Source organism: Rhodoferax sp. GW821-FHT02C08 (assembly GCF_059421805.1).
Window position 1 is genome coordinate 151,382 of the sequence record NZ_JBWKVR010000003.1, and the last position, 24,529, is coordinate 175,910.

The following is a 24,529-nucleotide window of genomic DNA, read 5'->3' on the forward strand; positions in this document are numbered from 1 at the left end:
GTTTGAACCACGTTGACATGTATACCGATGGCGCCTGCAAGGGCAACCCTGGCCCAGGCGGCTGGGGCGTTTTGCTGACCTGGGGCGGCACTGAAAAAGAAATGTTTGGCGGCGAGCTGGTCACTACCAATAACCGCATGGAAATGATGGCCGTGATCGAAGGCCTGAGCGCGCTCAAACAGCCTTGCAGCATCACCCTGTATATCGACAGCCAGTACGTGCTCAAGGGCATGACCGAATGGCTGAAGGGCTGGAAGTCCCGTGGCTGGATGACCGCATCCAAAGAGCCTGTAAAGAACGTGGACCTGTGGCAGCGCCTGGACGGCTTGGTCAACACGGCGGGCCACAAGATCGAATGGCGCTGGGTCAAGGGCCATGCCGGCCACCCCGGCAACGAGCGTGCTGACATGCTGGCCAACCGTGGCGTGGACCTGGCCCTGGGCAAACGCTGAAGCCACCATGACAGACGCGCCCGCGCAGCACACCTTCCTCTGGCACGACTACGAGACCTTTGGTGCCAACGCGCGGCGCGACCGGCCCGCCCAGTTCGCCGCCATCCGCACCGATGCGGACCTGAACGAAATCGGCGAGCCGATGATGCTGTACTGCCAGCCCGCGCCCGACTTTCTGCCCGACCCGCAGTCCTGTCTGATCACCGGCATCACCCCGCAGCTGTGTCTGCAGCGCGGCGTGCCCGAAGTCGCGTTTGCGAATGCAATCGAGCAGGCTTTCAGCCAGCCCGGCACCATAGGCGTGGGCTACAACACCATTCGCTTTGACGACGAGATCACGCGCTTCATGTTCTGGCGCAACTTGATCGACCCGTACGCGCGTGAATGGCAAAACGGCTGCGGCCGCTGGGACCTGCTGGACGTGGTGCGCACCACCTACGCGCTGCGCCCCGAGGGTATAGCGTGGCCCAGCAAATCCGAAGGCGGCCCCAGCTTCCGGCTGGAAGACCTGAGCCGTGAAAACGGCCTGCTGCACGAGGCCGCGCACGACGCCTTGTCCGACGTGCGCGCCACCATTGCGCTTGCGCGCTTGATACGCAACACACAGCCGCGCCTGTTCGACTTCTGCCTGGGCTTGCACAAGAAGGAACGTGTGGCCGCCGAGCTGGGCCTGCCCACCACGCTGCAAGTCGCGCGGCCGTTTTTGCATATCTCTGGCATGTTCCCGGCCGAACGCGGTTGCCTGGCCGTAATGTGGCCGCTGGCCATGCATCCGACCAACCGCAATGAGCTGATTGCCTGGGACTTGTCGCACAGTCCGGCGGAATTCAGCCAGATGAATGTGGAAGACATCCGCCTGCGCCTGTTCAGCAAGGCCAGTGATTTGCCCGAGGGCGTCAGCCGCCTGCCTATCAAGACCATCCACCTGAACAAGTCGCCCATGGTGGTGGCCAATTTGAAAACCCTGTCGCCCGAGTTGGCCAAGCGCTGGGGCTTGGATGGCGACGTGTTGCGCGCCCACGCGGCCGAGGCGCGGGCCTTGCCGGATATGAGTGGCATCTGGCCCGCCGTATTTGAGCGCCCCTCGGAGCCCGCGCGCGATGTGGACGAAGACCTGTACGGCGGCTTTGTGGACGACCATGACCGCCGTCGTCTGAACGATCTGCGCACGCTGTCGCCCGAGAAGCTGGCCCAGGTGCGCAGCAGTTTTGACGACAGCCGGCTGGACGAGCTGCTGTTTCGCTACCGTGCGCGCAACTTCCCGGCCAGCCTGTCACCGGAAGAGCAGCAGCGTTGGGAGGAACACCGCGCCGCACGCCTGTTTGACGGGGAGGGCGGTGCCCGCACCATAGACGGCCTGTTCAGCGAGATCGACACCTTGTCGGAAACCGCCGACGAGCGCGGCGAAGAAATATTGGGCGCGCTGTACGACTACGCCGAGGCCATAGCGCCCGAGCGAGATTAGGTATTAGCGATGCGCAAAAGCCTCAGCAGCATTCTGTTCAGCAGCCTCAAGCGCATCGGTAAAGCCCAGCAACGCCAGCAGAAGAAGCTGGTCAAAAGCCTGTCTGCGGTGGTCAAGCGGGCGAGCAAGCCCGCGATACCAGTACTACCCGCAAAAACGGCCAAACCCAAGGCCCTCAAACCCAGGGTGCAACCGTTGCCGCCCGCACTTGCGGCCCCGCTTGCGGGCTCTTGGACGCGCTCCTTTTTCGCCGTGCCCGGCGGGCCACGTATGGCCTACTGGCTGTACCTGCCGCCGCGCAACAAATTGGCCCTGCAACCGCCCTTGCCCCTGGTGGTCATGCTGCACGGCTGCGGCCAAACGGCCCCCGACTTTGCCCAGGGCACGCGCATGAATGCGCTGGCGCAGCGCAAAGGCTTTGCGGTGCTCTATCCCCAGCAGCTGCTGACGACCGACGCCAACCGTTGCTGGCAGTGGTACCGCAGCGCCACCCAGCAGGGCGGGGGTGATGCCGCCAGCGTGGTCGGCCTGCTGGCCCATGTGGTGGGTAAACAGGGCTTGGACGCGACCCGGGTCTACCTGGCGGGTCTGTCGGCCGGTGCGGCGCTGGCTGAGGTCATTGCGCTGCGCTATCCCCATTTCATTGCCGCCGTTGGCATGCACTCCGGCCCGGTGTTCGGCATGGCGGACAACCGGTTGGCGGCGTTTGCCGTGATGCAGCACGGCGCCTTGCAGGGCGGGGAGCCGGCCGTGCAGGCCCTGGCCAGCGACCCGGGCTTTCCGGGCATGCCGGCCATGCTGCTGCATGGTGATGCCGACAAGGTGGTGCGCCCGGTGAACTTGCATCAGGTGGCGCGCCAGTTCTGCCTGCTTAACCACCTGCCAGCCACGCATGTGCCAGTGACCACCCGCCAGCCGGCCCGCAGCGGTGGCCGTAGCCCGCGCTACGCGCTGGAGCGCCTGGACTACCGGCTGGGCCGCAAAACCCTGGTGTCCGTATGCCGCATCGCCGGGCTGGACCACGCCTGGAGCGGTGGCGACGCCGCCTTGCGTTTCAACAGCAAGCTGGGGCCCGACGCCAGCGCGCTGCTGTGGGCGTTTTTTGAGAAACACCGGCGCCCTGACAGGATTCGGTAGCTGCTATCGTTTAAATAGCTGCTGGCGAAGGTGGAATCTGCGCTATTGGTACTTTTCTTTCGTGTTTGAAGGCGGTGTAAATGGCCATGACAGGCTCCTGTTGCGTACCCCTTGAGGCCTGCCTCGCGTAGCGGTCTGCTCCGGAGCATCCCGTGCATCTAACGGTTGTTGCGCGCTCCGCTACCCAGCAGCGCATTCACGCGCTCCTGCGTCCGCTCCACCATCGGTCCTTGAACACGCTCCGATAGCTGGCTGGAAAACTCCAGAATCGCCTGGGGCCCGTGGGCGTTGTCCAGCGCGGCGTTCAAGCTTTTTGCATGCATAAACCCGGCGCAATTCCGGATGCAATAGCGCAACAGTGACTTTGCCTCCGTGAGGGCGCGTGAATCCGGTTCACCTATGGCGGGCTCGATCGACGGCGCCGCGACGGCAGCTGCCTCTACTGGCGCCGGGCTCACGGTTCCCACTACCGATACGGAAATCAGCTCCTGCTCATACAGAAGCATGAGCGCGTTTTCGGGCGCGCCGAGAGCCGCTACCTTCTGTTGTTGCACTTTTACCGGTGTAGTGCCGTCCACCATGATCAACACCGACCTCAGTCTGCTACTCAGGCTCGCGCGGTCCTGTAGTGTGGAGATACCCTTTTCCGTCTTGATTAGGATAGTTCCTGGCGGAAAGAAGCCTTTAGTCATTTTGTTATCACTTCTTGCAAAAATGGAAAGCTGTCTCTACCGCCTTGTCCAAACTGTTGTGGCGGCGGTTAAAAAAACGCACCGACACAAGCAGTGCGTCTTATCGCAATCGTCCGGTATATTTTTGTTTGCTTATTTCGGGCGGACTGGTGGAGTCCGCCGCTTGCTCGGGTGGCTTTACCCGCTGCGGCGCCGCCTGTGTGGCACCCGCAGCCAGAATACCTTGGCGCTGCATCAGTTGCAAAGACAGCAGCACCAGCTCTTCGTTGTCACTGGAAGATGCATCCAACAGAACCTGTGCTGCGTAAGCGGGTTCATTTGCGTAACGAACGAAATCCACTTTACTTTTGTTGTCCGTCCTCAGTAGCACATTCAGGCGTACCAACATCTTCATCTCGTCGATATTCACACTACTACTTTCACTGTTTTGTTTGCGAGATCGATGGGGCGGCTATTCGATTTGCTCACCATGCAGAGTGACGTCCAGTCCTTCTTCCTCTTGCTGCGGCGTAGCGCGCAATCCGATCACCATATCCACGGCTTTGAGAATCAACCAACTCATGGCAAAGCCATAAACAAGGACGGCACCAATAGCAATCAGCTGGGTCAGCACGCTCCCGGTGCTGCCGCTGATCGCGTTGTTCACTAGCACACCGGTCAACACCGTACCGACAATGCCACCAATGCAATGCACGCCAAAAGCGTCCAGTGAATCGTCCAGATTCAGCAAGCGCTTGCCGGCGGTGGCGGCAAAATAGCACAGCACGCCGCCAGCCAGACCGATGCCAATGGCTGCATTGGGGTCGACGAACCCCGATGCGGGGGTAATTGCTACCAAGCCGGCAACCGCGCCTGTTGCAACCCCTAGAACGCTGGGAGTACCGCGCAATGTCCATTCAACGCACATCCAGCCCAATGCTGCGGCGGCTGTAGCCAACTGGGTGGCCATCATGGCCATGCCGGCCCGGCCATCGGCAGCGACGGCAGACCCGGCATTAAATCCAAACCAGCCAACCCATAGCAGCGCGGCGCCGGTAATAGTCATGGCCAGATTGTGCGGAGGCATCGGCTCTTCACCATGGCCGACACGCGAACCGAGCACGAGGGCGCAAGCTAGCCCGGCAATACCCGCATTGATGTGCACGACGATGCCACCGGCGAAATCCAATACCCCCATGGTGGCCAGCCATCCGCTAGGCTCCCACACCCAATGGGCAACGGGCGTGTAAACAAGCAAGGACCACAAGCCCATGAACCAAAGCATGGCAGAAAATTTCATACGCTCGGCGAATGCGCCGCAAATCAGCGCTGGCGTAATGATGGCAAACACCAGTTGGTACATTGAAAAGACCGTCTCTGGAATGCTGGGTGCCATATGAGATACGCTGAGTTCATTGCTTGCCTTGACAAAGCGCACGCCGTGCATGAGCAGGCGGCTCAATCCGCCAATCCATGGTGAACCGCCTGGCGTAAAGGCCAGGCTATAACCGCAAACCCACCAGATCAGCGAGACCAGACAGGTAATGGCCAAGCTTTGCATCATTGTGGAAAGCGCATTCTTTTTGCGGACCATGCCTGCGTAAAAAAGGGCCAGACCGGGAATCGTCATCAACAACACGAGGGCGGTGGACGTCAACATCCATGCCGTATCTCCGCTGCTGATCTTGTCGGCGCCGGTCATATAAGGGGCGGTGGGAGCAGGGCCAGCCACAGCCTCGCTCCCGGATGAAGCGGGTGCCTGCGCGGCGGTGGGGGCGATATCGCCCAAGGCAACGTCAATGCCAGTGAATACCCCTCCCGCATTGGCACTCTTGGCATTCACGATGTGAATGGTTTCGACCTGAATGCCGGCCGCCTTCAGGATGGACAGAATGTTCGTAGTGCGCTCTTTCAGCAACGCGGCGGCGTTGTCGGATGTGTCTGCGGTGCCGACTTCAACATTCAGCGTCAGATCATGCGGCTGGTTAGACGCCCCGGTTTGCAAAGCCCCCAGGCTGCCTACCGCCTCGGGCGGTACCACGGCGCTCCCCCCTTGGAATTCGACACGGGTCGAGATGGTCCCCGCTACCGCCAATTGGGCTCCAAGCAAACTGAGCAGAAGACTAGCAACGCCTAAAAGATAAAGAAAGTGTTTCCGCATGCCATTCCCGCAAGTGCTTTTTTGTTACAAAAAACGTAACAATATGTATGAAAAAAGTGCACGAGTATATTGGGGGGGCGGGGGCGATCCAGGTGAAGAAGCAGCGAATTTCTAGATAAATACAGCTAAATGTTGCATATTTTGACAATATGTGTGTCGAATATTGCTCATCTTTTGTTGTAAATTTTTGACTAAAAGACCTGCCGTTTCAGCCTGGGGATGGCGTTTAGAACATCCAGCAGTGAGTTGCTGTTCACCACGGCCGTAGCAGCCGCACGGGCTTGGGCATTCGCGTTGAGTGCAACGGAAAATCCCACCGCACCAAATAGCGGAATGTCGGAACGCGAATCCCCAACGGCGAATACGTTGCGCATTTCAATTTGCTGCTGCCGGCAAAAGCGCTGTACAAAAATGGGTTTGTCTGTTTCTTGAAAATCAGCGCTGACCGCTCCCGTAAATTGTCCCTGCGGATCGCTTGCCAGCGATGATCCGCTCCAGGCAACAAAGCCAAAGCGTTGCGCCACGATCTCCGCCACAAAATCCCATGCCAGCGTGCACACGATGGACGGTATTCCGAGTTTTGAGAGGGTGCTCACAGTTTCCGCAATGTCGTTTATGTACGGCAGGTCGTCCAGCAAGCGTGCGATATCGTGCTTGCCATAACCTCGGTAATAGGCTCCGTCTAGCTCCGCCACTTCCCTGTTGCTGGCCAAGCCTTGGGCATACCGGGCCTCCATGACTGCCATGGCTGCGGCGTGCCCCATCTTTTGCGCCAAATGCTGGCCAGTGCTGGTACGTGCCAGGGTGCCGTCCAAGTCAAAGCAGGCCAATTGCCAACAATGAAAATCCTGAGTTACTTCATTATTCATAGCAGCCTGCGTAGTATTTATCTGCGGCAGAGCCATTTTCATCAATTTTCAAAAAATCACCCAGCTGTCTCGATACGTGCCTGCGTTATGGTGGTTCGCTACCAGCCTAGCGAATCGAAGAGTGCCGGCACGCCCTCCAGCGTGGGCAGTGTGGAGTCGGGTGTGTAGTCGGGCAGCGGGGTGCGGCGGCCCCGGTCTATCCAGACGCAGCGAAAGCCGATGTCGCGCGCGGCCGCGTGGTCCAGGTGGGGGCTGGCGCAGATGTGCACGACCCCGTCCTTGCTGACGCCCAGTTGCTGGTAGGCGTGGTCGAACAGCTGCCGCGCCGGTTTGTAGGCGCCGCCCTGCTGCGCGGTGATGACGCGGTCTATGCAACCTTCCAGCTGGGCTACGTTGCCGGCAATGATGTCGTCATCCGTGTTGGAGATGATGCACAACCTGTATCCGCGCGCCTTGAGCTGCTGCAGCGCGCCCACCACTTCGGGGAAGGGCGGCATGGCGCCGATACGGTCGGTCAGGCGGCGTGCGTCGTCCGCGTGGCTGGGCAGGCCCAGTTCGGCCAGTGCCAGGCGCAGCGCCGTGCCCGAGACTTTGCGGAAGCTGAGGTGCGGCGGCGTCTGTTCGAGCGTGTGCTCATAGCGGTCGTGGATGGCGATAAGCCGGGCTGGGTCGATGTGGCCGGCGTTTTTTTGCCGCAGGATGTCGGCGAAAACCGCTTGCAGCCCTTCGTCCCACTGGATCAAGGTGCCGTAGCAGTCAAAAGTCAGCCACTGTGGGCGCGGGGTATGGATCAGGGACATGGTGCGGAGCGTGTTGAAAGCGAAGCCCGCACTGTGCGCGTTGGCTTGAATATTTGCAAATTGATTTATTATTGATTTTTAAGTTGAATATCCACTAACAAAGCCATGCTGGACCTTGATTTGCTGAAGACCCTGGTCTGCGTGGTGGACGAGCGCAGCTTTACCCGTGCGGCCGAGCGCGTGCACCGCACCCAGTCCACCGTCAGCCAGCAGATTTTGCGGCTGGAGCAGAGCGTGGGCCACGCCTTGCTGCTGCGCGACCGCACGGGCAAGAATGTCGTGGCCACGGAGCGTGGCGAGATGCTGGCCGCCTACGCCCGTCGCCTGCTGGCGATCGCCCAGGAGGCCGAGACCGCGCTGGACAGCCCGGCCGCACCTGCCGTTGTACGCATCGGTCTGCCGGAGGACTTCGACGCCCGCCGTCTGGCGGCCATGTTGTCTGGCTATCTGGCGGTTGCCCCTGCGGTGCGGCTGGAAACCAGCAGCGGCATGAGCAGCGATTTGCAGCGCGACCTGGCCGCCGGAGCGTTGGACATGGCTTTGCTCAAGCGCGAACCGGGCAGCGGTCCCTGTATTGCCGCCTGGCCTGAGACCCTGGTGTGGGCCGCTGGTCAGCAGCCTGTGCCGGATGCGGCCGAGGTGCCGTTGGCCTTGTTCCCGCAGGGCTGCATCTACCGGCTGCGGGCCATCCGTGCGCTGGAGCAGGCCGGCAAACGCTGGCGCGTAGCCTTTGGCAGCCATAGCCTGGCGGGTATTCAGGCGGCGGTGGCAGCCGGCCTGGCGCTCAGCGTGCTGCCGACCAGCGCCTTGCTGCCCGAACACCGCGTGCTGGGCCCGGCGGACGGCTACCCCGGGCTGCCACAGGCCGAGCTGGCCCTGATCGCCGCAGCCCAGCCCTTGAGCGCGGCCCAGCGCAGTCTGGCCGACTACCTGGTCCGGGCGATGGCGGCCGATGGTGCTGGTATGCAGGTTTGAATTGCTATATTTTTCGTAGCTGCTAGCGCAGATAAATTCTGCGCGAACGGGCGATTTGCCCTATAAGTGCGCAATGGCGCCAAAAGCCCATTTTCGTCAGCAAACCGTCAATTTGCGTGGCCACAATGCGGCGAATAAAACAAACCCCGGCACGCCGTGCACGGGAACCGGAGACAAGCATGCGCAATAAGCAAGCCCACAACGCTTACCAGCAAGGCCTGGACAAGAACCCCGCGAACTTTGTGGCCTTGTCGCCGCTGAGCTTTATTGAGCGATCGGCCAAGGTCTACCCGGACCGGTTGGCGGTAATCTACGGTGAGCGCCGCCAAACCTGGGCCCAGACCTATACCCGCTGCCGCCAGCTGGCCAGCGCCTTGCAGGCGCGGGGCATAGGCGAGGGTGACACCGTGGCCGTGATGCTGCCCAATGTGCCGGCCATGTTGGAGGCCCATTTCGGCGTGCCCATGTCGGGCGCCGTGCTCAATACCCTGAATACCCGGCTGGACGGTGAAGCCATCGCCTTCATGCTGCAGCACGGCGAAGCTAAGGTGCTGCTGGTGGATAGGGAGTTCGCTTCCGTGGTCGAAAAGGCCCTGGCCCTGCTGGGCGACCAGCGGCCCTATGTGATCGAGGTGGAGGACGCCTTGGCGCCCGAGGGCAAATACCTGGGCGATACCGACTACGAGAGCTTCATCGCCTCGGGCAAGCCCGACTTCGTCTGGCAGCTGCCGGCCGACGAGTGGGACGCGATCGCGCTGAACTACACCTCCGGCACTACCGGCAACCCCAAGGGCGTGGTCACCCACCACCGCGGCGCCTACCTGAACGCAGCCAACAACGTGCTGTCCTGGCAGATACCGCACCACGCCGTGTATTTGTGGACCCTGCCCATGTTCCACTGCAATGGCTGGTGCTTCCCCTGGACCATGGCCTTGATCGCCGGCACCAGCGTCTGCCTGCGGCGCGTGGACCCGGCGCTGATCTACCCGCTGATACGCGAGCACCACATCACCCACCTGTGCGGCGCGCCGATTGTGTTCAGCATGTTGATCCATGCGCCCGCCGCCCTGCGCGAGGGCATCACCCACACCATTCAGGGCCTGGTGGCCGGTGCGGCGCCACCAGCGGCGGTGATCGAGGGCTGCGAGAACGCGGGCATCCACATAACGCACGTTTATGGCCTGACCGAGGTGTATGGCCCGGCCGCCGTGTGTGCGCCGCAAGAGTCATGGGCCGGCCTGCCGATAGCCGAGCGCGCCCGCCTGAACAGCCGCCAAGGCGTGCCCTACCCATTGCAGCAAGCGGTGGCCGTGCTGGACCCGGACACCCTGCAGCCGGTACCGGCCGATGGCACGACGATGGGCGAAATCTTCTTCCGTGGCAATGTGGTGATGAAGGGCTATCTGAAGAACCCGGCCGCCACCGAAGCGGCGTTTGCCGGTGGCTGGTTCCACACCGGCGACCTGGCGGTGATGCACCCCGATGGCTATGCCCAGATCAAGGACCGCAGCAAGGACATCATCATTTCGGGTGGTGAAAACATCTCGTCTATCGAGGTGGAAGACGTGTTGCACCGCCATCCGGCGGTGATGCTGGCCGCCGTGGTGGCCCAGCCGGACGAAAAATGGGGCGAAGTGCCCTGCGCCTTCATCGAATTGAAGGGTGATGTGCAGGCCAGCGCCCAGGACATTATTGACTTCTGCCGAAGCCATATGGCACGCTTCAAGGTACCGAAGCAGGTGGTCTTCTGCAAATTGCCGAAGACGTCAACCGGGAAAATCCAAAAATTTGTGCTGCGCGAGCAAGTAAAGTCGAACGCAGACACGTGATGCCTCTCCGCCTGCCGCGCACAGTGTTGTGTAGCGGGCCTGTCCGATGAACCTGCAGTAAAGGACTCGATTTGCCCAGCGACATCATTCTCCAGACGGAAGGCTTGACCAAGGAATTTCTTGGCTTTGCCGCAGTGGCCTGCGTCAATCTGCAGGTGCAACGCGGCAGCATCCACGCGCTGATTGGCCCCAACGGTGCGGGCAAGACCACCGTCTTCAACCTGCTCACCAAATTCATCCAGCCCACCAAGGGGCAGATCCAGTTCAACGGCATCGACATCACGCGTGAAACACCCATCCAGGTGGCACGGCGTGGCATGGTGCGTTCGTTCCAGATCTCCGCCACATTCGCCCACTTGACGGCATTGGAAAACGTGCGTGTGGCCCTGCAGCGCAAGCGTACCGATTCCTTCAACTTCTGGTCCTCGGTGAAGCGGCTGGACGCGCTGAATGGCCGGGCCATGGAGCTGCTGGAGCAGGTGGACCTGCAAGGCTTTGCCGACACCGTGGCGGTAGAGATGCCCTATGGCCGCAAGCGCGCCCTGGAGATCGCCACCACGCTGGCCCTGGAGCCCGAGCTGATGTTGCTGGACGAACCCACCCAGGGCATGGGCCACGAGGACGTGGGCCGTGTCGTGGAGCTGATCCGCAAGGTGTCCAAAGGCCGCACCATCCTGATGGTGGAGCACAACCTGTCGGTGGTCGAGTCGCTGTGCGACACGCTCACCGTCTTGCAGCGCGGCAGCGTGCTGGCCGAGGGCAACTACGCCACCGTATCCAAAGACCCGCGCGTGCTCGAAGCCTATGTGGGGGTGGAGGCATGAGTGCGGTGGCCGGCGCGGCCATGCTGCGGGTGCAGGGTCTGCATGCCTACTACGGTGAATCCCACATCCTGCACGGCATGGACCTACATGTGCACCAGGGTGAGCTGATCACTCTGCTGGGCCGCAATGGCGCGGGTCGCTCAACCACGCTGAAAGCCATACTGGGCCTGGTGGGCAAGCGCACCGGTTCCATCCAGTTCAATGGGCAGGAAATCATTGGCATGGCGCCGCACCACATCGCGCGCCTGGGCGTGGGGTTTTGCCCTGAAGAGCGCGGCATCTTTGCTGGCCTGTCCACCGAAGAAAACCTGATGCTGCCCCCGGTGGTGGCCAGTGGCGGCATGACGCTGGATGAAATCTATGCGCTGTTTCCCAACCTGCATGAGCGCCGCAACAGCCCCGGCACCCGCCTGTCGGGTGGCGAGCAGCAGATGCTGGCCATGGCTCGCATTTTGCGCACCGGCGCCAAGATGCTGCTGCTGGACGAGATCACCGAAGGCCTGGCTCCGGTGATCGTGAAGAAGCTGGGCGAGGTGATACGCCTGCTGAAAACGCGTGGCTACACCATCGTCTTGGTGGAGCAGAACTTCCGATTTGCCGCGCCCCTGGCGGACAGGCATTACGTGCTGGAGCATGGCCTGGTGGCCATGGTGGTACAGAAAGATGAGCTGGCAGCCAAGACCAGCGACATGCAAGCCTTGCTCGGCGTGTAAGCCGGGATACCCCTTTTATTGTTGATCAGAGGAGACACCCCATGAAATTCAAGCCCACATCACTTGCTATGGCTGCAGGCTTTTCCCTTTTGCTGGCCACGGGGGCCCAGGCGCAGGTGTCCGACGGTGTCGTCAAGATCGGTGTGCTGACCGATCTGTCGGGCACTTACTCCGATCTGGCCGGGCCCGGTGCGGTGCTCGCCACCAAGATGGCGATCGATGATTTTGTGGCCGCCGAAAAGCCCAGTTTCAAGGTCGAAATGGTGGCCGCCGACCACCAGAACAAGGGTGACATCGCCGCCAACAAGGCCCGTGAATGGGTGGAGCGCGACAAGGTGGACGTGCTGACCGAATTGGTCACCAGCTCCACCGCGCTGGCGGTGCAAAAGATCGGCAAGGAGAAGAACAAGATCGTGCTGATCAACGGTGCGGGCGCCACCTCCATCACCAACGAAGCCTGCAACGATGTGACCGTGCACTGGGCCTACGACACCTATGCCGTGGCCAATGGCACGGCCAAGGCGGTGACCAAGGCCGGCGGCAAGAAATGGTTTTTCCTGACGGCCGACTATGCGTTCGGCCATGCGCTGGAAAAAGATGCGTCTGACGTGGTCAAGGCCAACGGTGGCGAAGTGGTGGGCGGCGTGCGCCACCCGTTCCCCACCTCGGACTTTTCGTCCTTTCTGCTGAAGGCGCAGTCCTCGGGCGCGCAGATCATCGGCCTGGCGAATGCGGGCGGCGATACCGTTAACTCCATCAAGCAGGCGGCCGAGTTCGGCATCACCGGCAAGCAGCAGCTGGCCGGGTTGCTGATGTTCATCACCGACATCCATTCCCTGGGCCTGAAGACTACCCAGAACATGTACCTCACCGAAGGTTTCTACTGGGACCTGAATGACCAGACCCGGGCCTGGTCCAAGCGCTTCTTCGATCAGCACAAGCGCATGCCGACCATGGTGCAGGCAGGGCAGTACTCGTCCACCATGCACTACCTGAAGGCTGTGAAGGCCGCCAACAGCGACGACACCGCCAAGGTCATGGCGCAGATGAAGAAGATGCCGGTGAACGACTTCTTCGCCAAGAACGGCACCATCCGTGAAGACGGCCGCATGGTGCACGACATGTACCTCATGCAGGTCAAGACCCCGGCCGAGTCGAAGACGCCGTGGGACTACTACAACGTGCGCGCCACCATCCCAGCGGCCGAGGCCTTCCAGCCGCTGTCGGCATCGCGCTGCCCGCTGGTAAAAAAATAACCAACCGCCAAGGTCGTCCGTTATTTGCGTGGGATACCGTGGAACCGGCTTTGCCGGGCCACTGGTATCGCCCCCTGCAAGGGGGGTGGAGGCCACACGAAGTGGGCAAGCCTGGGGGTGTTCAATAAGGTTCTTATGGATATTTTTGGCATACCGTCACCGGCCTTTTTCGGGCAGTTGCTGCTGGGGCTGATCAACGGCTCGTTTTATGCCATCTTGAGCCTGGGCCTGGCCATTATTTTTGGCCTGCTCAACATTATTAATTTTGCCCATGGCGCGCAGTACATGGTGGGGGCTTTTGTCGCCTGGCTGGGCTTCAGCTACCTGGGCATCAACTACTGGTGGGCCCTGATTTTGTCGCCCCTGGTAGTGGGTGTGGTCGCGGTCGCGATAGAGCGCCTTATGCTGCGCCACCTGTACAAGTTGGATCACTTGTATGGACTGCTGCTGACCTTTGGCCTAGCGCTGATCGCTGAGGGGGTGTTCAAGAATTTCTTTGGCGTGTCAGGCTCGTCTTACGAGGTACCGGAGCTGCTGCAAGGCGGCGTGAACCTGGGCTTTATGTACCTGCCGATATACCGCGCCTGGGTGGTGGTGGCGGCATTGAGCGTGTGCTTTGTCGCGTGGTATGCCATTGAGCGCACCCGGCTGGGCGCCACGCTGCGTGCGGCCACCCAGCGGCCAGATCTGGTGCAGGCCCTGGGCATCAATGTGCCGGTGCTGCTGACGGCCACCTATGCGGTGGGGGCGGCGCTGGCGGCCTTTGCTGGCGTGCTGGCCGCGCCCATCGTGCAGGTCAACCCGGTGATGGGCTCCAACCTCATCATCGTGGTGTTTGCCGTGGTGGTGATTGGCGGCATGGGCTCCATCATGGGCTCCATCGTCACCGGCCTGGGCCTGGGTGTGGTGGAGGGGCTGACCAAGGTGTTCTACCCCGAAGCCTCGGCCGTGGTGATCTTTCTGGTCATGGTGTTGGTGCTGCTGGTTAAACCCGCAGGCCTGTTTGGCAAGCAAGCCTGAGGAAGAACGATGCAATCTGTTCAATCTGTTCCATCCGGCGTCGCTAGCAAGAACGAGCGCCAGCGTACGCTGTGGATGTTTGTAGCTCTGGTCGTGGTGGGCAGCATTGCGCCCTTTGTGCTGTACCCCACGTTCCTGATGAAGGTGCTGTGCTTTGCGTTGTTTGCCTGCGCGTTCAACCTGCTGCTGGGCTTCGCGGGGCTGTTGTCGTTCGGGCATGCGGCCTTCTTTGGCGGCTCGGCCTATATCACCGGTTACCTGTGCCGCGACCTGGGCTGGTCGCCCGAGCTGGGCCTGCTGGCCGGTGCTGCGTTTGGCGCGGTGCTGGGTGCCATCTTTGGCATGCTGGCCATACGCCGCAGCGGCATCTACCTGACCATGATCACGTTGGGATTAGCCCAGCTTGTGTACTTTGTGGCGCTGCAAATGGGCTTTACCGGAGGCGAGGACGGCATGCAGGGCATTCCGCGCGGCAAGTTGTTTGGGCTGGTGGACATGTCGGACAACATTGCCATGTACTTCTTCGTGTTTGCGGTGTTCATGGGCGGTTTTTGGCTGGTGCACCGCACCATCCATTCACCGTTCGGCCAGATACTGAAGGCCATACGCGACAACGAGGCGCGGGCCACTTCGCTGGGCTATGACGTGGCGCGCTACAAGCTGCTGGCCTTCGTCATTTCGGCCTCGTTGTCGGGCCTGGCAGGCTCCATGAAGGCGCTGGTGTTCCAACTGGCCTCGCTGGCCGACGTGCACTGGCATACCTCGGGCCAGGTGGTGCTGATGACGCTGCTGGGCGGCTTGGGCACCATCCTTGGCCCGGTGGCTGGCGCCATCACCATCGTCAGCCTGGAGGACCTGCTGGCCGACAAGGTGGGCTCCTGGGTCACGGTGATCATGGGTGTGATCTTCGTGGTCTGCGTGATGGTGTTCCGCCGTGGCGTGGTCGGCGAGATCAGCGCGCTGTTCGGCAAGAAGCCGGCCGCGGGGCCCGCCGGGCATTAAAGCCAGGTGTTCCTATTTTTGATGTTAAAAATAGGAGCGCTTTGCGCAGTATTTATCTGCGCTAGAGGTGGATTTGATGCCTGAAAAATGGCTTTTTTTCAACTATTCAAGGCTGCGGCTGGGCAAGGTGATGCTGGAAGAATGTAAGCACCTTAGCGTTGAAATCTTGGTGAAAAGCGAGGCGATCGAAACCGGGTGAATCGCCGCAGATTTCTGGCTTCGATTGGCGCAAAGCGGGTGAGCAGGGCATAAGAAAACCGAAGTGCGTGGCATTGTCTACCACCCGCCATTCAGGTGCCACAGGCAGATTCCTGCGCACCGCGGCCACGCTTTCGGGCGTGACGCCGTCGCCACCGTAGGCCGAGGCCCAGAGCTGGATGGGAATAGTCACGTTCTTCAAGCCCTCGGCGCTGAAGACCATGCTCAGCGGGTCGGCGATGACCGCCGCTTGGATGCGGCTGTCATGGACCAGAGGTAAAGCGAGCAGCTCCTGGAATCTTTGCCGCATGCGTTTACACGCCGGGCTTTCAGGCTCCGATGCGCAGGGCGAGGAGGGTGGCGGAGGGAGAAGTTGGAAGTCCGGACTAGCTCCACCCAGCACAAGACCGGTGTAGCCGCCCCTGGAAAAACCGTAGAAGCCGATTTTGTTGGCGGCCAGTGTTGCGTGGCCTTCCCACGGACCGAGCATGAAGTCGATCAGCCGTTGGATATCGGTCGGTCGCGTTGCCAGCGCTGAAATGGAGTCGTTCGGGCCGCCGCGAATCAGGTGGTTGTCTTGCGAGTGGTTGATGGCGGCCACCACAAACCCTGCATTGGCCAGTGCATCCGCCGTGTCGCGTTGGTCAAAGAAAGAGCCGCCATAGCCATGCGAAACCACGACCAGGGGCAGCTGTGTGCCCGATACCGGGCAGTTCTGGACGCCGTCGATGACCAGGCGATCGAGCGCAATCTTGCCCGCGGGCGCAGCGCAGGGCGACCATACGGCACCGTGTAATGCCGGGCCGTTCGCGTCTGCCGGTACCTCGATGAAGCTGAAGCCTGCCGCCTGCGCCAGAGCGGAGGTAAGGCAGAGCATGGCGACGGAAAGAAGCTGCTGAAAAGTCATGTGTGCTCTCATAACATGTTCACTTTCTCTTGTCGCTATAAGAACGTGTTCAAAGGCCCTGGCAAGGTGACGTGTGCTTACATTACATGCCCGCGTAGTTTGGCCCGCCACCGCCTTCGGGTGTGACCCAGACGATGTTCTGCGTCGGGTCCTTGATGTCGCAGGTCTTGCAGTGCACGCAGTTCTGCGCGTTGATCTGCAGCTTGTCCTGGCCGCTGTCGGTTTTGATGAACTCGTACACGCCAGCCGGGCAGTAGCGGGCTTCGGGGCCCGCGTACTTGTGCAGGTTTACGTCCACTGGCACCGAGGCGTTTTTCAGCGTCAGATGGGCGGGCTGGTTTTCCGCATGGTTTGTGTTGCTGATGAAGACGCTGCTGAGCCGGTCAAAGGTCAGCTTGCCATCGGGCTTGGAGTAGGCGATGGGCTTGCACTCGGCTGCGGGCTTCAAGTAGGCGTGGTCGGGCTTGTCGCGGCGCAGTGTCCATGGGATGTGGCCGCGCAGTGCGAATTGTTCGATGCCGTTCATCAGCGTGGCCGTGACCAGGCCCTTCTTGAACCAGGCCTTGAAGTTGCGCGCCTTGTGCAGCTCGGTGTGCAGCCAGCTTTTCTCGAAGGCCTCGGGGTAGGCGCTGAGTTCGTCGTGCTGGCGGCCGCTGGTGATGGCGTCATAAGCGGCCTCGGCGGCCAGCATGCCGGTCTTGATGGCGGCGTGGCTGCCCTTGATGCGGCTCACGTTCAGGTAGCCGGCGTCGCAGCCCACCAGCGCGCCGCCGGGGAATACGGTCTTGGGCAGGCTCATTAGGCCACCAGCGGTGATGGCGCGTGCGCCGTAGCCCAGGCGCTTGGCCGGATTGACGCCGTGCTCTGCGTCGCCTTCCAGATACCAACGCACATTGGGGTGGGTTTTCCAGCGCTGGAATTCTTCAAACGGGCTCAGGTAGGGGTTGGCGTAGTCCAGTCCGGTGATGAAGCCCAGGGTGACCTTGTTGCCTTCCATGTGGTACAGAAAGGCACCGCCGTAGGTACTGTTGTCCATGGGCCAGCCGGCGGTGTGCATGACGAAACCGGGCTGGTGGCGCTTGGGGTCGATCTCCCAGACTTCCTTGATGCCCAGGCCGTAGGTTTGCGGGTCTTTGCCATCGTCGAGCTTGAACTTGGCGATCAGCTGCTTGCCCAGGTGGCCGCGTGCGCCTTCGGCGAACACCGTGTACTTGGCGTGCAACTCCATGCCGATCTGGAAGTCGGCCGTGGGCTCGCCTTCCTTGCTCACGCCCATATTGCCGGTAGCGACACCTTTGACCGAGCCGTCATCGTTGTACAGCACTTCGGCGGCGGCGAAACCGGGGAAGATTTCCACGCCCAGGGCTTCGGCCTGCTCGCCCAGCCACTTGGTGACGGCACCCAGGCTGACGATGTAGTTGCCGTGGTTTTGGAAGCAGCCTGGCAGCAGGAAGTTGGGTGTGCGAAAGGACGACTTTTCGCCAAGGAAGATCATCGCGTCATCGGTCACCGGCTGGTTTAGCGGCGCGCCCATGGCCTTCCAGTCGGGGAAGAGTTCGCTCAGCGCGATCGGGTCCATGATGGCGCCGCTGAGGATGTGGGCACCGGGCTCGGAGCCTTTCTCCAGCACCACGACCGAGATGTCCGTGCCTTTTTCCGCTGCCAGTTGTTTCAGGCGGATGGCTGTGGAAAGCCCGCCAGGGCCGCCGCCAACGACGACCACGTCATATTCCATGGCTTCGCGGGGGCCAAACTGGGCAAGAATCTCTTCGTTCGTCATGGGCGTTTTCCTGTGGGGGGCTATTACTGCGCGATGCTTATCGCTGCAGTTACGTGGCTTACAAAATCGCAAGGCATTTTATGTGGATGGGACGGCTGCACTGTCACAATCCAGAGTCCACTTAACGAACAGCGAAGAGGCTTGTGATGGCATACAGCATGGATCTTTCAGGCCGGGTGGCTTTGGTTACCGGGGCCTCGGGCGGCTTGGGGGCGCAGTTTGCCCGAACTTTGTCGCGTGCAGGGGCTGCTGTAGTGCTGGCCAGTCGCCAAGTTGACAAGCTCAAGGACTTGCGCGCCCGCATCGAGGGCGAGGGTGGTGATGCCCACGTGGTCGAGTTGGACGTGAGTGATATGGATTCCATCAAATCGGCCGTGGCCCACGCAGAGACCGAGGTGGGCTCCATCGACATCCTGGTCAACAACTCGGGTGTGAGCACCACCCAGCGTCTGCAGGACGTGACCGAGGACGACTTTGACTTCATCTTCAACACCAATGTGCGCGGCGCTTTCTTTGTGGCGCAAGAGGTGGGCAAGCGCATGCTGGCGCGCGCCAACGGCTCGGCGCCGGGCAGCTTCACTGGCGGGCGCATCATCAATATCGCCAGCATGGCCGGGCTCAAGGTGCTGCCGCAGATCGGCGTGTACTGCATGAGCAAGTCGGCGGTGATCCAGATGACCAAGGCCATGGCGGTGGAGTGGGGCAAACACGGCATCAACGTGAACGCCATCTGCCCCGGGTATATCGACACCGACATCAACCACCACCACTGGGAAACCGAGCAGGGCCAGAAGCTGGTGCAGATGTTGCCGCGCAAGCGCGTAGGCAAGCCCGAAGATCTGGACGCGCTGCTGGTCATGCTGGCCTGCGGTCAAAGCCATTTTGTGAACGGCGCGGTGATTGCTGCGGATGACGGGTTTGGCGCGGGCTGAGTGTCTTTAAGGCTGCAGGCCGGTATTCTGGCCGCAGTAGGTACACTTTTAGGACCTAAAAATGGCTGCTAGCGCATATAAATAAAGCGCTAGCAGCTATTTTATTTATAGCGGGCAAGAGTGCCTTGACTGACTTGGCGCCGCCTATGAACGCGCGTCGAAGAAGCGTTGCACATCCAGCGCCGCCGCCAGCTTTTTCTCCAAGGGCAGTGGCTCGCCATGCAACCGGGCCGCAAGCAGCTCGGCGCACAGGTGGGCAAAGCTGAGTCCGCGCGAGCCCATGGCGGTGCTGACCCATAGGCCGGGTGCCAGTGTGCCGACCATGGGAAGGCGGTCTGGCGAGGTGCAGCGCACTCCGGCCCAGTCTTGCACGCGGCCTTCAACAAAGCAGGGAGTCAGCGCCTCGGCAGCCGTGGGTAGCAGGCTGCGCAGGCGTTCCAGGTTGCCGATGCGGTCCGCGTCGCAGCTATCGCCGTGTACGCTGTCGCGTTCGTAGCTGGCGCCGATCAGCCAGGCACGGCCGGCCGTGCTGGGGAAGTCGGGTATGCAATGGCCCTGGCCGTTGACTGGGAAAGGCGGCAGGGCTGCAGCACCGCGCAAGCCCCAGGAAATTTGGCCCCGTACGGCCTGCACCGGAATGTCTGCCGCTGCCACCTGCCGGCTGGCAAAGCCGGCGGCGACCACGACCAGCGGCGCTTGCGCCAGGACATGGCCTTGCGCGTCCAGTGCCTGCCAGCCCTGGTCGCAGGGCTGGAGCCGGTCTACCGGGCTGTGGCCGCGCACGCGGATGGCTGGGTGGTCCAGCAGTGCCTGCACCAGTTGCGCGGGTTTGATCCAGCCAGCGCGGGCGTGCCACAGCGCATGCGTGTCGGCGGGCAGGCCCGCCTGGTCCAACGCTTCCGTGCTGGCGGCCGTGTGGGCCGGATATTCGGCGGCAGGGCTACCGCCCAGCCATTCCAGCACGCCGGTGGCCTGCCAGTCTTGGCCCACTTGCAGCCGGGTTTGGGCCAGCTGCAGAGTGGCGCGTACACCGCTGGCCGATAGACGCGACTGCACATTGTGGTCGCGTGAAATCAGCGGCGAGAAGATGCCTGCGGGCAGGCCGGAAGCGCCTGCGGCCGGGGCTGCAGCAGCGTCCAGCACCAGTACCTGCCAGCCGCGCCGTGCCAGGCTGTCGGCCACGCTGGCCCCGGCCAGGCCAGAGCCTATGACCACGCAGTGGCTGGGTGTGGGCGCGGGCTGCACCGCGGGGCGGGGTTCCCAGCGCGGGTCGAAGTGGCCTTGCAGGTTGTCACGCTTGGGTGGCACGCCCGGGGTTTTTTGCACCGAGAAGCCGCACTGCTCCAGCGCGTCGCGCACCGCGCGGGCGATGGTCCAGGTGGCGATGCGCGTGCCGCGTTTGCAGCAGCGCGACACGGCCTTCAGCGTGTGCGGGCTCCAGATATCGGGGTTGCGCTGCGGGCTGAATCCATCCAGATACACGCTGTCTGCTTGCAGCGCCATTTCGCGCAGCATGGCTTGTGCGTCGCCTATGCACAGGGTAAGCTGTACTTGGCCGCCTTCAAACACCAGACGATGGAAACCCGGTGACAGGCCCCACCATTGGGCGTGCAGTTGCTGCGCCAGGGGCTGCAGCGCAGGGTGGGCGTCAAAGCTGCGCAGCAGGTCGTCGGCATTGGAGGGCCAGGCTTCGATGGAAACAAAATGCAGCAGCAACGGGCGCTGCGGGTCGGCCTTCCAGGCTGCCCAGGTCACCAGAAAGTTCAGCCCCAGGCCAAAACCGGTTTCCAGAATGCACCACTGGGGCTGTTGTGCCCAGGCTGCAGGCAGGCCACAACCGTGGAAAAAGACCTCTTGCGCCTGGCTCAGCCCGCCGGACTCGCTGCGGTAGCGGTCGCCAAAGCGCGGGCTGAACGGGGTTCCATCAGGCAGCCATTGGATAGGCTCCGACAAGATCAGGCTGCAGGCGGTACGTAGCCTTGGGCGGCATCTGCGCCCGAACCGAAGAAATGGTTTTCCATCTGGCGCGCCAGGTACTGGCGCGCACGCAGGTCGGCCAGGTTCAGGCGGTTTTCATTTACCAGCATGGTCTGGTGCTTGAGCCAGGCGGCCCAGGCTTCCTTGCTGACGTTCTCCCAGATGCGCTTGCCCAGGTCACCGGGGTAGGGTGGGAAATCCAGGCCTTCAGCTTCCTTGTCGAGTTTGATGCAGTGGACCATGCGTGCCATAAAAAGCCTTGTAATGTGTTGTGTGGGGTGCGCAAATCGGTTGCGATTCGCATTGCAGGGGGCGACTGTAGCAATGTTTGCAACGCCCTGGCGTCGGCTGGACTTTACAGAACTTCGCGTACGGGCGTCGGCAAACGGTGCCGCTGTCGCGTTGCAGTAGTACTGTATTTTAGGAGCCTCGCCATGCGTATCGTGATTTCTGCCGTGTTGCTAGCCTGTACCTTGAGTGGCTGCGTGGTTGCTCCTTATGGCCCACGGGCCTACGGCCCTGGATACTATGAGGCGCCGGCGGTGGTGGTGCAGCCTTCGGTTTACGTGGCGCCCCGGCCTTATTACTATGGCAACCCCTATTGGCGCGGCCATATGGGCTGGCGCTAAGTTTCGGCTGTAGTCGGTGTACAGGGTTCTATATTCTTAATAACGCTATACAAACAAGAAAACAGTCGTTTGAGGCCTAAAGCTTTGGCCAGACAATATTGCTTACAACTTTATTGCCAGGGCCATGCATGCGCTTTTTTTATAGCATTTCTCCGTCTAGCCGTTCATCCAGCGTGGTGCGCACAGTGTTCGCCGGCCTGCTTTTGGCCGCGACAGGCCTGGCATCTGCGCAGCAAACCACGCTGCTGAACGGCTCATATGACGTGGCGCGTGAGTTCTACAAGGACTACAACGCCGCTTTCGTCGCGCATATCAAGAAGACCACCGGCAAGGATGTGAAGGTAGACCAGTCGCATGCCGGCTCCAGTGCCATTGCGCGCTCGGTGGCCGAGGGTCTGGATGCCGACGTGGTGACCATGAACACATCGACCGACATCGACTTTCTGGCCGACAAGGGCGTGGTTGCGAAGGACTGGAACAAGAAGTTCCCGGGCAATGCGTCGCCCACCACGTCCACCATGTTGTTCCTGGTGCGCAATGGCAACCCCAAGGGCATCAAGGACTGGGATGACTTGGTCAAGCCCGGCATCCAGGTGGTGGTGGTGAACCCCAAGACTGGTGGTAATGGCCGCTACGCCTATTTGGCGGCCTGGGGCTATGTGAAGAAGAAGGGTGGCAGCGATGCCCAGGCGGCCGAGTTTGTGGGCAAGCTGTACAAGAACGTACCCGTGCTGGCACAGGGCGGCCGGGCGGCCACCACGACCTTTTTGCAGCGCAATATCGGCGATGTGCTGATCACCTTCGAGTCCGAAGTGGTGTCCATCGACCGCGAGTTTGGTGAGGGCAAGGTGGATGCGATCCACCCCAGCATCAGCGTTGTCGCCGAGAACCCGGTGGCCGTGGTAGAGCGTACCGTAGCTAAAAAGGGCACGGCCGTGCTGGCCAAGGAATACCTGGACTATCTGTACTCCGATGAAGCGCAGGAGATTGCGGCAAAGCACGCACTGCGCCCCCGCAACGAAGCCATCCTGAAGAAATACGCTGCGGTGTTCAAGCCTATCCAGTTGTTTACCGTGAACGAGCTGTTTGGCAGCCTGGGTGAAGCGCAGAAGGTGCACTTCAACGACGGCGGCCAGTTCGACAAGATCTACACCCCAGGTGCCAAATGAGCGTTGCGCGCGCTCCGTCCGGCAAGGCTAAACGCGTCTTGCCCGGTTTTGGCCTGACCTTGGGCTATACCGTGCTCTACTTGAGCATCATCGTGCTGGTGCCCTTGTCGGCCCTGTTTCTGAAGACCTTTACCTTGAGTTGGGACCAGTTCGTGGACGCCGTGACGGGACCACGCGTGCTGGCCTCGTACCGGTTGACCTTTGGCGCGTCTTTGCTGGCGGCCTTGGTGAACCTGGTGTTTGGGTTGCTGGTAGCCTGGGTGCTGGTGCGCTACAGCTTTCCGGGCAAAAAGATTGTGGACGCCTTGGTGGACCTGCCTTTCGCACTGCCCACGGCCGTTGCCGGCATTTCGCTGACTGCACTGCTGGCGGGTAACGGCTGGCTGGGCCAGTACCTGGAACCATTGGGCATCAAGCTGGCGTTTACGCCGGCCGGGGTGGTGATTGCGCTGATCTTCATTGGCCTACCCTTCGTGGTGCGTACGGTGCAGCCGGTGCTGGAAGACGCCGAGAAAGAGTTGGAAGAGGCCGCCACCTCGCTGGGTGCAACCCGGCTGCAGATATTCACCCGCGTGATCCTGCCGCATATCGCACCAGCACTGTTGACCGGTTTTGCCATGGCTTTCGCCCGCGCCATTGGTGAATACGGCTCGGTGATTTTCATCGCCGGCAATATGCCCATGGTGTCCGAGATCACTCCGCTGATCATCATTGGCAAGCTAGAGCAGTACGACTACGCTGGTGCTACCGCCGTGGCCGTGGTGATGTTGACCATATCCTTCATTCTGTTGCTGCTGATCAACGCCTTGCAGGCCTGGCAGCGCCGCCAAACCGGAGCCACGGCATGAGTGCCAATACCGTACGCCGCGCCCAGGCCGGCACCACCGAGTCCGCCTGGGTCCGCTACACGCTGCTGACCGTGGCGCTGGTGTTTCTGCTGCTGTTTCTAGTACTACCGCTGGCCGCGGTTTTTACCGAGGCCTTGCGTAAAGGTTTGGGTGCCTACCTGGAAGCCCTGCAGGAGCCCGATGCCTGGTCCGCTATCAAGCTGACTTTGCTGACGGCCGTGATCGCCGTGCCGCTGAACCTGGTGTTTGGCATCGCCGCGTCCTGGGCAATTGCCAAGTTCGACTTCTGGGGCAAGTCTTTTCTGACCACGCTGGTGGACCTGCCATTCTCGGTGTCGCCCGTGGTGGCGGGCTTGGTTTATGTGCTGTTGTTTGGTGCCAGCGGCTGGTTCGGCCCCTGGCTGCAGGCGCACGATATGAAGATTGTGTTTGCGGTGCCGGGCATTGTGCTGGCTACCGTGTTCGTGACCTTCCCCTTTGTGGCCCGCGAGCTGATTCCGCTGATGCAGGCCCAGGGCAATGACGAGGAGCAGGCAGCCATCGTGTTGGGTGCGACCGGCTGGCAAACCTTCTGGCATGTGACTTTGCCGAACATCAAATGGGGCCTGCTGTACGGCGTGATTCTGACCAACGCGCGTGCCATGGGCGAGTTTGGCGCGGTGTCGGTGGTGTCTGGCCATATCCGCGGCCAGACCAACACGTTGCCGCTGCACGTCGAGATTCTGTACAACGAATACCAATCCGTGGCGGCGTTTGCCGTGGCGTCTCTGCTGGCCATCCTGGCGCTGGTGACGCTGGTGATCAAGTCGGTGGCCGAGTGGCGTATCGAGCGCGAGCTGCGCTCCATTGCCGAAATGCCACCCGAAGCGCCACGTACCGATACACCTGCGGCACAGCTTGCCGCCGCCCATTGAA

Annotated in this window: 24 protein-coding genes; 15 read left to right on the plus strand and 9 right to left on the minus strand. The window is 61.5% G+C overall.

Annotated features, from left to right (window positions below):
* The first annotated feature begins 2 nt into the window (after positions 1 to 2).
* From rnhA to AC07VY_RS04820, 3 genes are read left to right on the plus strand one after another with little or no spacing between them, the layout of a single operon-like run.
* Positions 3 to 452, plus strand: a complete 450-nt coding sequence (rnhA, locus tag AC07VY_RS04810; protein WP_495096546.1) for a ribonuclease HI — start codon at positions 3 to 5, stop codon at positions 450 to 452.
* Positions 453 to 459: 7 nt separating this feature from the next.
* Entirely contained in the window at positions 460 to 1,917 is a 1,458-nt protein-coding gene (gene sbcB / locus AC07VY_RS04815) for an exodeoxyribonuclease I (RefSeq protein WP_495096545.1), read from the plus strand.
* Between the two features lie 9 nt (positions 1,918 to 1,926).
* Entirely contained in the window at positions 1,927 to 3,054 is a 1,128-nt protein-coding gene (locus AC07VY_RS04820) for an extracellular catalytic domain type 1 short-chain-length polyhydroxyalkanoate depolymerase (protein ID WP_495096544.1), read from the plus strand.
* Positions 3,055 to 3,212: 158 nt separating this feature from the next.
* On the opposite strand, the gene AC07VY_RS04825 is transcribed toward AC07VY_RS04820, so the two are convergent.
* The 5 genes from AC07VY_RS04825 to AC07VY_RS04845 form a co-directional block, all read right to left on the minus strand.
* The gene (locus AC07VY_RS04825) at positions 3,213 to 3,746 is read right to left on the minus strand and encodes a hypothetical protein (RefSeq protein WP_495096543.1); all 534 of its coding nucleotides are present in this window, start codon (positions 3,744 to 3,746) and stop codon (positions 3,213 to 3,215) included.
* 100 nt (positions 3,747 to 3,846) lie between these two features.
* Positions 3,847 to 4,155, minus strand: a complete 309-nt coding sequence (locus tag AC07VY_RS04830; RefSeq protein ID WP_495096542.1) for a hypothetical protein — start codon at positions 4,153 to 4,155, stop codon at positions 3,847 to 3,849.
* Positions 4,156 to 4,197: 42 nt separating this feature from the next.
* Positions 4,198 to 5,886: an ammonium transporter gene (locus AC07VY_RS04835; RefSeq protein ID WP_495096541.1), complete on the minus strand. Its 1,689-nt coding sequence runs from the start codon at positions 5,884 to 5,886 to the stop codon at positions 4,198 to 4,200.
* 191 nt (positions 5,887 to 6,077) lie between these two features.
* On the minus strand, positions 6,078 to 6,797 hold the full coding sequence (locus tag AC07VY_RS04840; RefSeq protein WP_495096540.1) for an HAD family hydrolase: 720 nt from the start codon (positions 6,795 to 6,797) through the stop codon (positions 6,078 to 6,080).
* Between the two features lie 56 nt (positions 6,798 to 6,853).
* Positions 6,854 to 7,555: a haloacid dehalogenase type II gene (locus tag AC07VY_RS04845; protein WP_495096539.1), complete on the minus strand. Its 702-nt coding sequence runs from the start codon at positions 7,553 to 7,555 to the stop codon at positions 6,854 to 6,856.
* 105 nt (positions 7,556 to 7,660) lie between these two features.
* On the opposite strand from AC07VY_RS04845, the gene AC07VY_RS04850 reads away from it, so the two are divergent.
* The 7 genes from AC07VY_RS04850 to AC07VY_RS04880 all read left to right on the plus strand — a co-directional run bounded on the left by AC07VY_RS04850 (position 7,661) and on the right by AC07VY_RS04880 (position 15,174).
* Entirely contained in the window at positions 7,661 to 8,530 is an 870-nt protein-coding gene (locus tag AC07VY_RS04850) for a LysR substrate-binding domain-containing protein (RefSeq protein WP_495096538.1), read from the plus strand.
* Between the two features lie 179 nt (positions 8,531 to 8,709).
* Positions 8,710 to 10,359, plus strand: coding sequence for an acyl-CoA synthetase (locus AC07VY_RS04855; RefSeq protein WP_495096537.1), 1,650 nt, complete (start codon positions 8,710 to 8,712; stop codon positions 10,357 to 10,359).
* 71 nt (positions 10,360 to 10,430) lie between these two features.
* Positions 10,431 to 11,183: an ABC transporter ATP-binding protein gene (locus AC07VY_RS04860; protein ID WP_495074638.1), complete on the plus strand. Its 753-nt coding sequence runs from the start codon at positions 10,431 to 10,433 to the stop codon at positions 11,181 to 11,183.
* The gene (locus AC07VY_RS04865) at positions 11,180 to 11,896 is read left to right on the plus strand and encodes an ABC transporter ATP-binding protein (protein WP_495074637.1); all 717 of its coding nucleotides are present in this window, start codon (positions 11,180 to 11,182) and stop codon (positions 11,894 to 11,896) included. Before AC07VY_RS04860 ends, AC07VY_RS04865 begins: the two co-directional genes overlap by 4 nt.
* A 41-nt stretch (positions 11,897 to 11,937) precedes the next feature.
* Positions 11,938 to 13,152 carry an ABC transporter substrate-binding protein gene (locus AC07VY_RS04870; protein WP_495096536.1) on the plus strand — a complete coding sequence of 405 codons (1,215 nt, stop codon included), beginning with the start codon at positions 11,938 to 11,940 and terminating at the stop codon, positions 13,150 to 13,152.
* A 135-nt stretch (positions 13,153 to 13,287) separates the two neighbouring features.
* Positions 13,288 to 14,172 carry a branched-chain amino acid ABC transporter permease gene (locus tag AC07VY_RS04875; RefSeq protein WP_495096535.1) on the plus strand — a complete coding sequence of 295 codons (885 nt, stop codon included), beginning with the start codon at positions 13,288 to 13,290 and terminating at the stop codon, positions 14,170 to 14,172.
* A 75-nt stretch (positions 14,173 to 14,247) separates the two neighbouring features.
* Complete coding sequence (locus AC07VY_RS04880; RefSeq protein WP_495096659.1) at positions 14,248 to 15,174, plus strand: branched-chain amino acid ABC transporter permease; 927 nt, start codon at positions 14,248 to 14,250, stop codon at positions 15,172 to 15,174.
* Between the two features lie 106 nt (positions 15,175 to 15,280).
* On the opposite strand, the gene AC07VY_RS04885 is transcribed toward AC07VY_RS04880, so the two are convergent.
* Positions 15,281 to 16,279 (minus strand): alpha/beta hydrolase family protein, encoded by a 999-nt coding sequence (locus tag AC07VY_RS04885; RefSeq protein ID WP_495096534.1) that lies wholly within the window; start codon positions 16,277 to 16,279, stop codon positions 15,281 to 15,283.
* An 82-nt stretch (positions 16,280 to 16,361) separates the two neighbouring features.
* Positions 16,362 to 18,059, minus strand: coding sequence for an electron transfer flavoprotein-ubiquinone oxidoreductase (locus AC07VY_RS04890; protein ID WP_495096533.1), 1,698 nt, complete (start codon positions 18,057 to 18,059; stop codon positions 16,362 to 16,364).
* A gap of 146 nt (positions 18,060 to 18,205) precedes the next feature.
* Between AC07VY_RS04890 and AC07VY_RS04895 the strand changes: the two genes are divergently transcribed.
* A complete protein-coding gene (locus AC07VY_RS04895) occupies positions 18,206 to 18,991 on the plus strand; it encodes an SDR family oxidoreductase (protein WP_495074632.1) in 786 nt (261 codons plus the stop codon).
* 144 nt (positions 18,992 to 19,135) lie between these two features.
* On the opposite strand, the gene mnmC is transcribed toward AC07VY_RS04895, so the two are convergent.
* Both mnmC and AC07VY_RS04905 read right to left on the minus strand, forming a co-directional pair.
* Positions 19,136 to 20,944, minus strand: a complete 1,809-nt coding sequence (mnmC, locus tag AC07VY_RS04900) for a bifunctional tRNA (5-methylaminomethyl-2-thiouridine)(34)-methyltransferase MnmC2/FAD-dependent 5-carboxymethylaminomethyl-2-thiouridine(34) oxidoreductase MnmC1 (protein WP_495096532.1) — start codon at positions 20,942 to 20,944, stop codon at positions 19,136 to 19,138.
* A gap of 2 nt (positions 20,945 to 20,946) precedes the next feature.
* Complete coding sequence (locus AC07VY_RS04905) at positions 20,947 to 21,219, minus strand: oxidative damage protection protein (RefSeq protein ID WP_495074630.1); 273 nt, start codon at positions 21,217 to 21,219, stop codon at positions 20,947 to 20,949.
* Positions 21,220 to 21,402: 183 nt separating this feature from the next.
* Between AC07VY_RS04905 and AC07VY_RS04910 the strand changes: the two genes are divergently transcribed.
* The 4 genes from AC07VY_RS04910 to cysW all read left to right on the plus strand — a co-directional run bounded on the left by AC07VY_RS04910 (position 21,403) and on the right by cysW (position 24,528).
* On the plus strand, positions 21,403 to 21,597 hold the full coding sequence (locus AC07VY_RS04910) for a hypothetical protein (protein WP_495074629.1): 195 nt from the start codon (positions 21,403 to 21,405) through the stop codon (positions 21,595 to 21,597).
* 128 nt (positions 21,598 to 21,725) lie between these two features.
* On the plus strand, positions 21,726 to 22,766 hold the full coding sequence (locus tag AC07VY_RS04915; RefSeq protein ID WP_495096531.1) for a sulfate ABC transporter substrate-binding protein: 1,041 nt from the start codon (positions 21,726 to 21,728) through the stop codon (positions 22,764 to 22,766).
* Positions 22,763 to 23,614 carry a sulfate ABC transporter permease subunit CysT gene (gene cysT / locus AC07VY_RS04920; RefSeq protein ID WP_495074627.1) on the plus strand — a complete coding sequence of 284 codons (852 nt, stop codon included), beginning with the start codon at positions 22,763 to 22,765 and terminating at the stop codon, positions 23,612 to 23,614. Before AC07VY_RS04915 ends, cysT begins: the two co-directional genes overlap by 4 nt.
* Positions 23,611 to 24,528: a sulfate ABC transporter permease subunit CysW gene (gene cysW, locus AC07VY_RS04925; protein ID WP_495074626.1), complete on the plus strand. Its 918-nt coding sequence runs from the start codon at positions 23,611 to 23,613 to the stop codon at positions 24,526 to 24,528. The genes cysT and cysW overlap by 4 nt, the downstream gene beginning before the upstream one ends.
* Position 24,529: the final 1 nt, after the last annotated feature.

Bases quoted from the DNA above. Each gene is read 5' to 3' on its own strand.
- sbcB (WP_495096545.1), top strand. From the start codon at position 460: ATGACAGACGCGCCCGCGCAGCACACCTTCCTCTGGCACGACTACGAG.
- AC07VY_RS04820 (WP_495096544.1), top strand. From the start codon at position 1,927: ATGCGCAAAAGCCTCAGCAGCATTCTGTTCAGCAGCCTCAAGCGCATC.
- AC07VY_RS04825 (WP_495096543.1), bottom strand. From the start codon at position 3,746: ATGACTAAAGGCTTCTTTCCGCCAGGAACTATCCTAATCAAGACGGAA.
- AC07VY_RS04835 (WP_495096541.1), bottom strand. From the start codon at position 5,886: ATGCGGAAACACTTTCTTTATCTTTTAGGCGTTGCTAGTCTTCTGCTC.
- AC07VY_RS04840 (WP_495096540.1), bottom strand. From the start codon at position 6,797: ATGAAAATGGCTCTGCCGCAGATAAATACTACGCAGGCTGCTATGAAT.
- AC07VY_RS04845 (WP_495096539.1), bottom strand. From the start codon at position 7,555: ATGTCCCTGATCCATACCCCGCGCCCACAGTGGCTGACTTTTGACTGC.
- AC07VY_RS04850 (WP_495096538.1), top strand. From the start codon at position 7,661: ATGCTGGACCTTGATTTGCTGAAGACCCTGGTCTGCGTGGTGGACGAG.
- AC07VY_RS04855 (WP_495096537.1), top strand. From the start codon at position 8,710: ATGCGCAATAAGCAAGCCCACAACGCTTACCAGCAAGGCCTGGACAAG.
- AC07VY_RS04865 (WP_495074637.1), top strand. From the start codon at position 11,180: ATGAGTGCGGTGGCCGGCGCGGCCATGCTGCGGGTGCAGGGTCTGCAT.
- AC07VY_RS04870 (WP_495096536.1), top strand. From the start codon at position 11,938: ATGAAATTCAAGCCCACATCACTTGCTATGGCTGCAGGCTTTTCCCTT.
- AC07VY_RS04875 (WP_495096535.1), top strand. From the start codon at position 13,288: ATGGATATTTTTGGCATACCGTCACCGGCCTTTTTCGGGCAGTTGCTG.
- AC07VY_RS04880 (WP_495096659.1), top strand. From the start codon at position 14,248: ATGTTTGTAGCTCTGGTCGTGGTGGGCAGCATTGCGCCCTTTGTGCTG.
- AC07VY_RS04885 (WP_495096534.1), bottom strand. From the start codon at position 16,279: ATGACTTTTCAGCAGCTTCTTTCCGTCGCCATGCTCTGCCTTACCTCC.
- AC07VY_RS04890 (WP_495096533.1), bottom strand. From the start codon at position 18,059: ATGACGAACGAAGAGATTCTTGCCCAGTTTGGCCCCCGCGAAGCCATG.
- AC07VY_RS04895 (WP_495074632.1), top strand. From the start codon at position 18,206: ATGGCATACAGCATGGATCTTTCAGGCCGGGTGGCTTTGGTTACCGGG.
- AC07VY_RS04905 (WP_495074630.1), bottom strand. From the start codon at position 21,219: ATGGCACGCATGGTCCACTGCATCAAACTCGACAAGGAAGCTGAAGGC.
- AC07VY_RS04910 (WP_495074629.1), top strand. From the start codon at position 21,403: ATGCGTATCGTGATTTCTGCCGTGTTGCTAGCCTGTACCTTGAGTGGC.
- AC07VY_RS04915 (WP_495096531.1), top strand. From the start codon at position 21,726: ATGCGCTTTTTTTATAGCATTTCTCCGTCTAGCCGTTCATCCAGCGTG.
- cysT (WP_495074627.1), top strand. From the start codon at position 22,763: ATGAGCGTTGCGCGCGCTCCGTCCGGCAAGGCTAAACGCGTCTTGCCC.
- cysW (WP_495074626.1), top strand. From the start codon at position 23,611: ATGAGTGCCAATACCGTACGCCGCGCCCAGGCCGGCACCACCGAGTCC.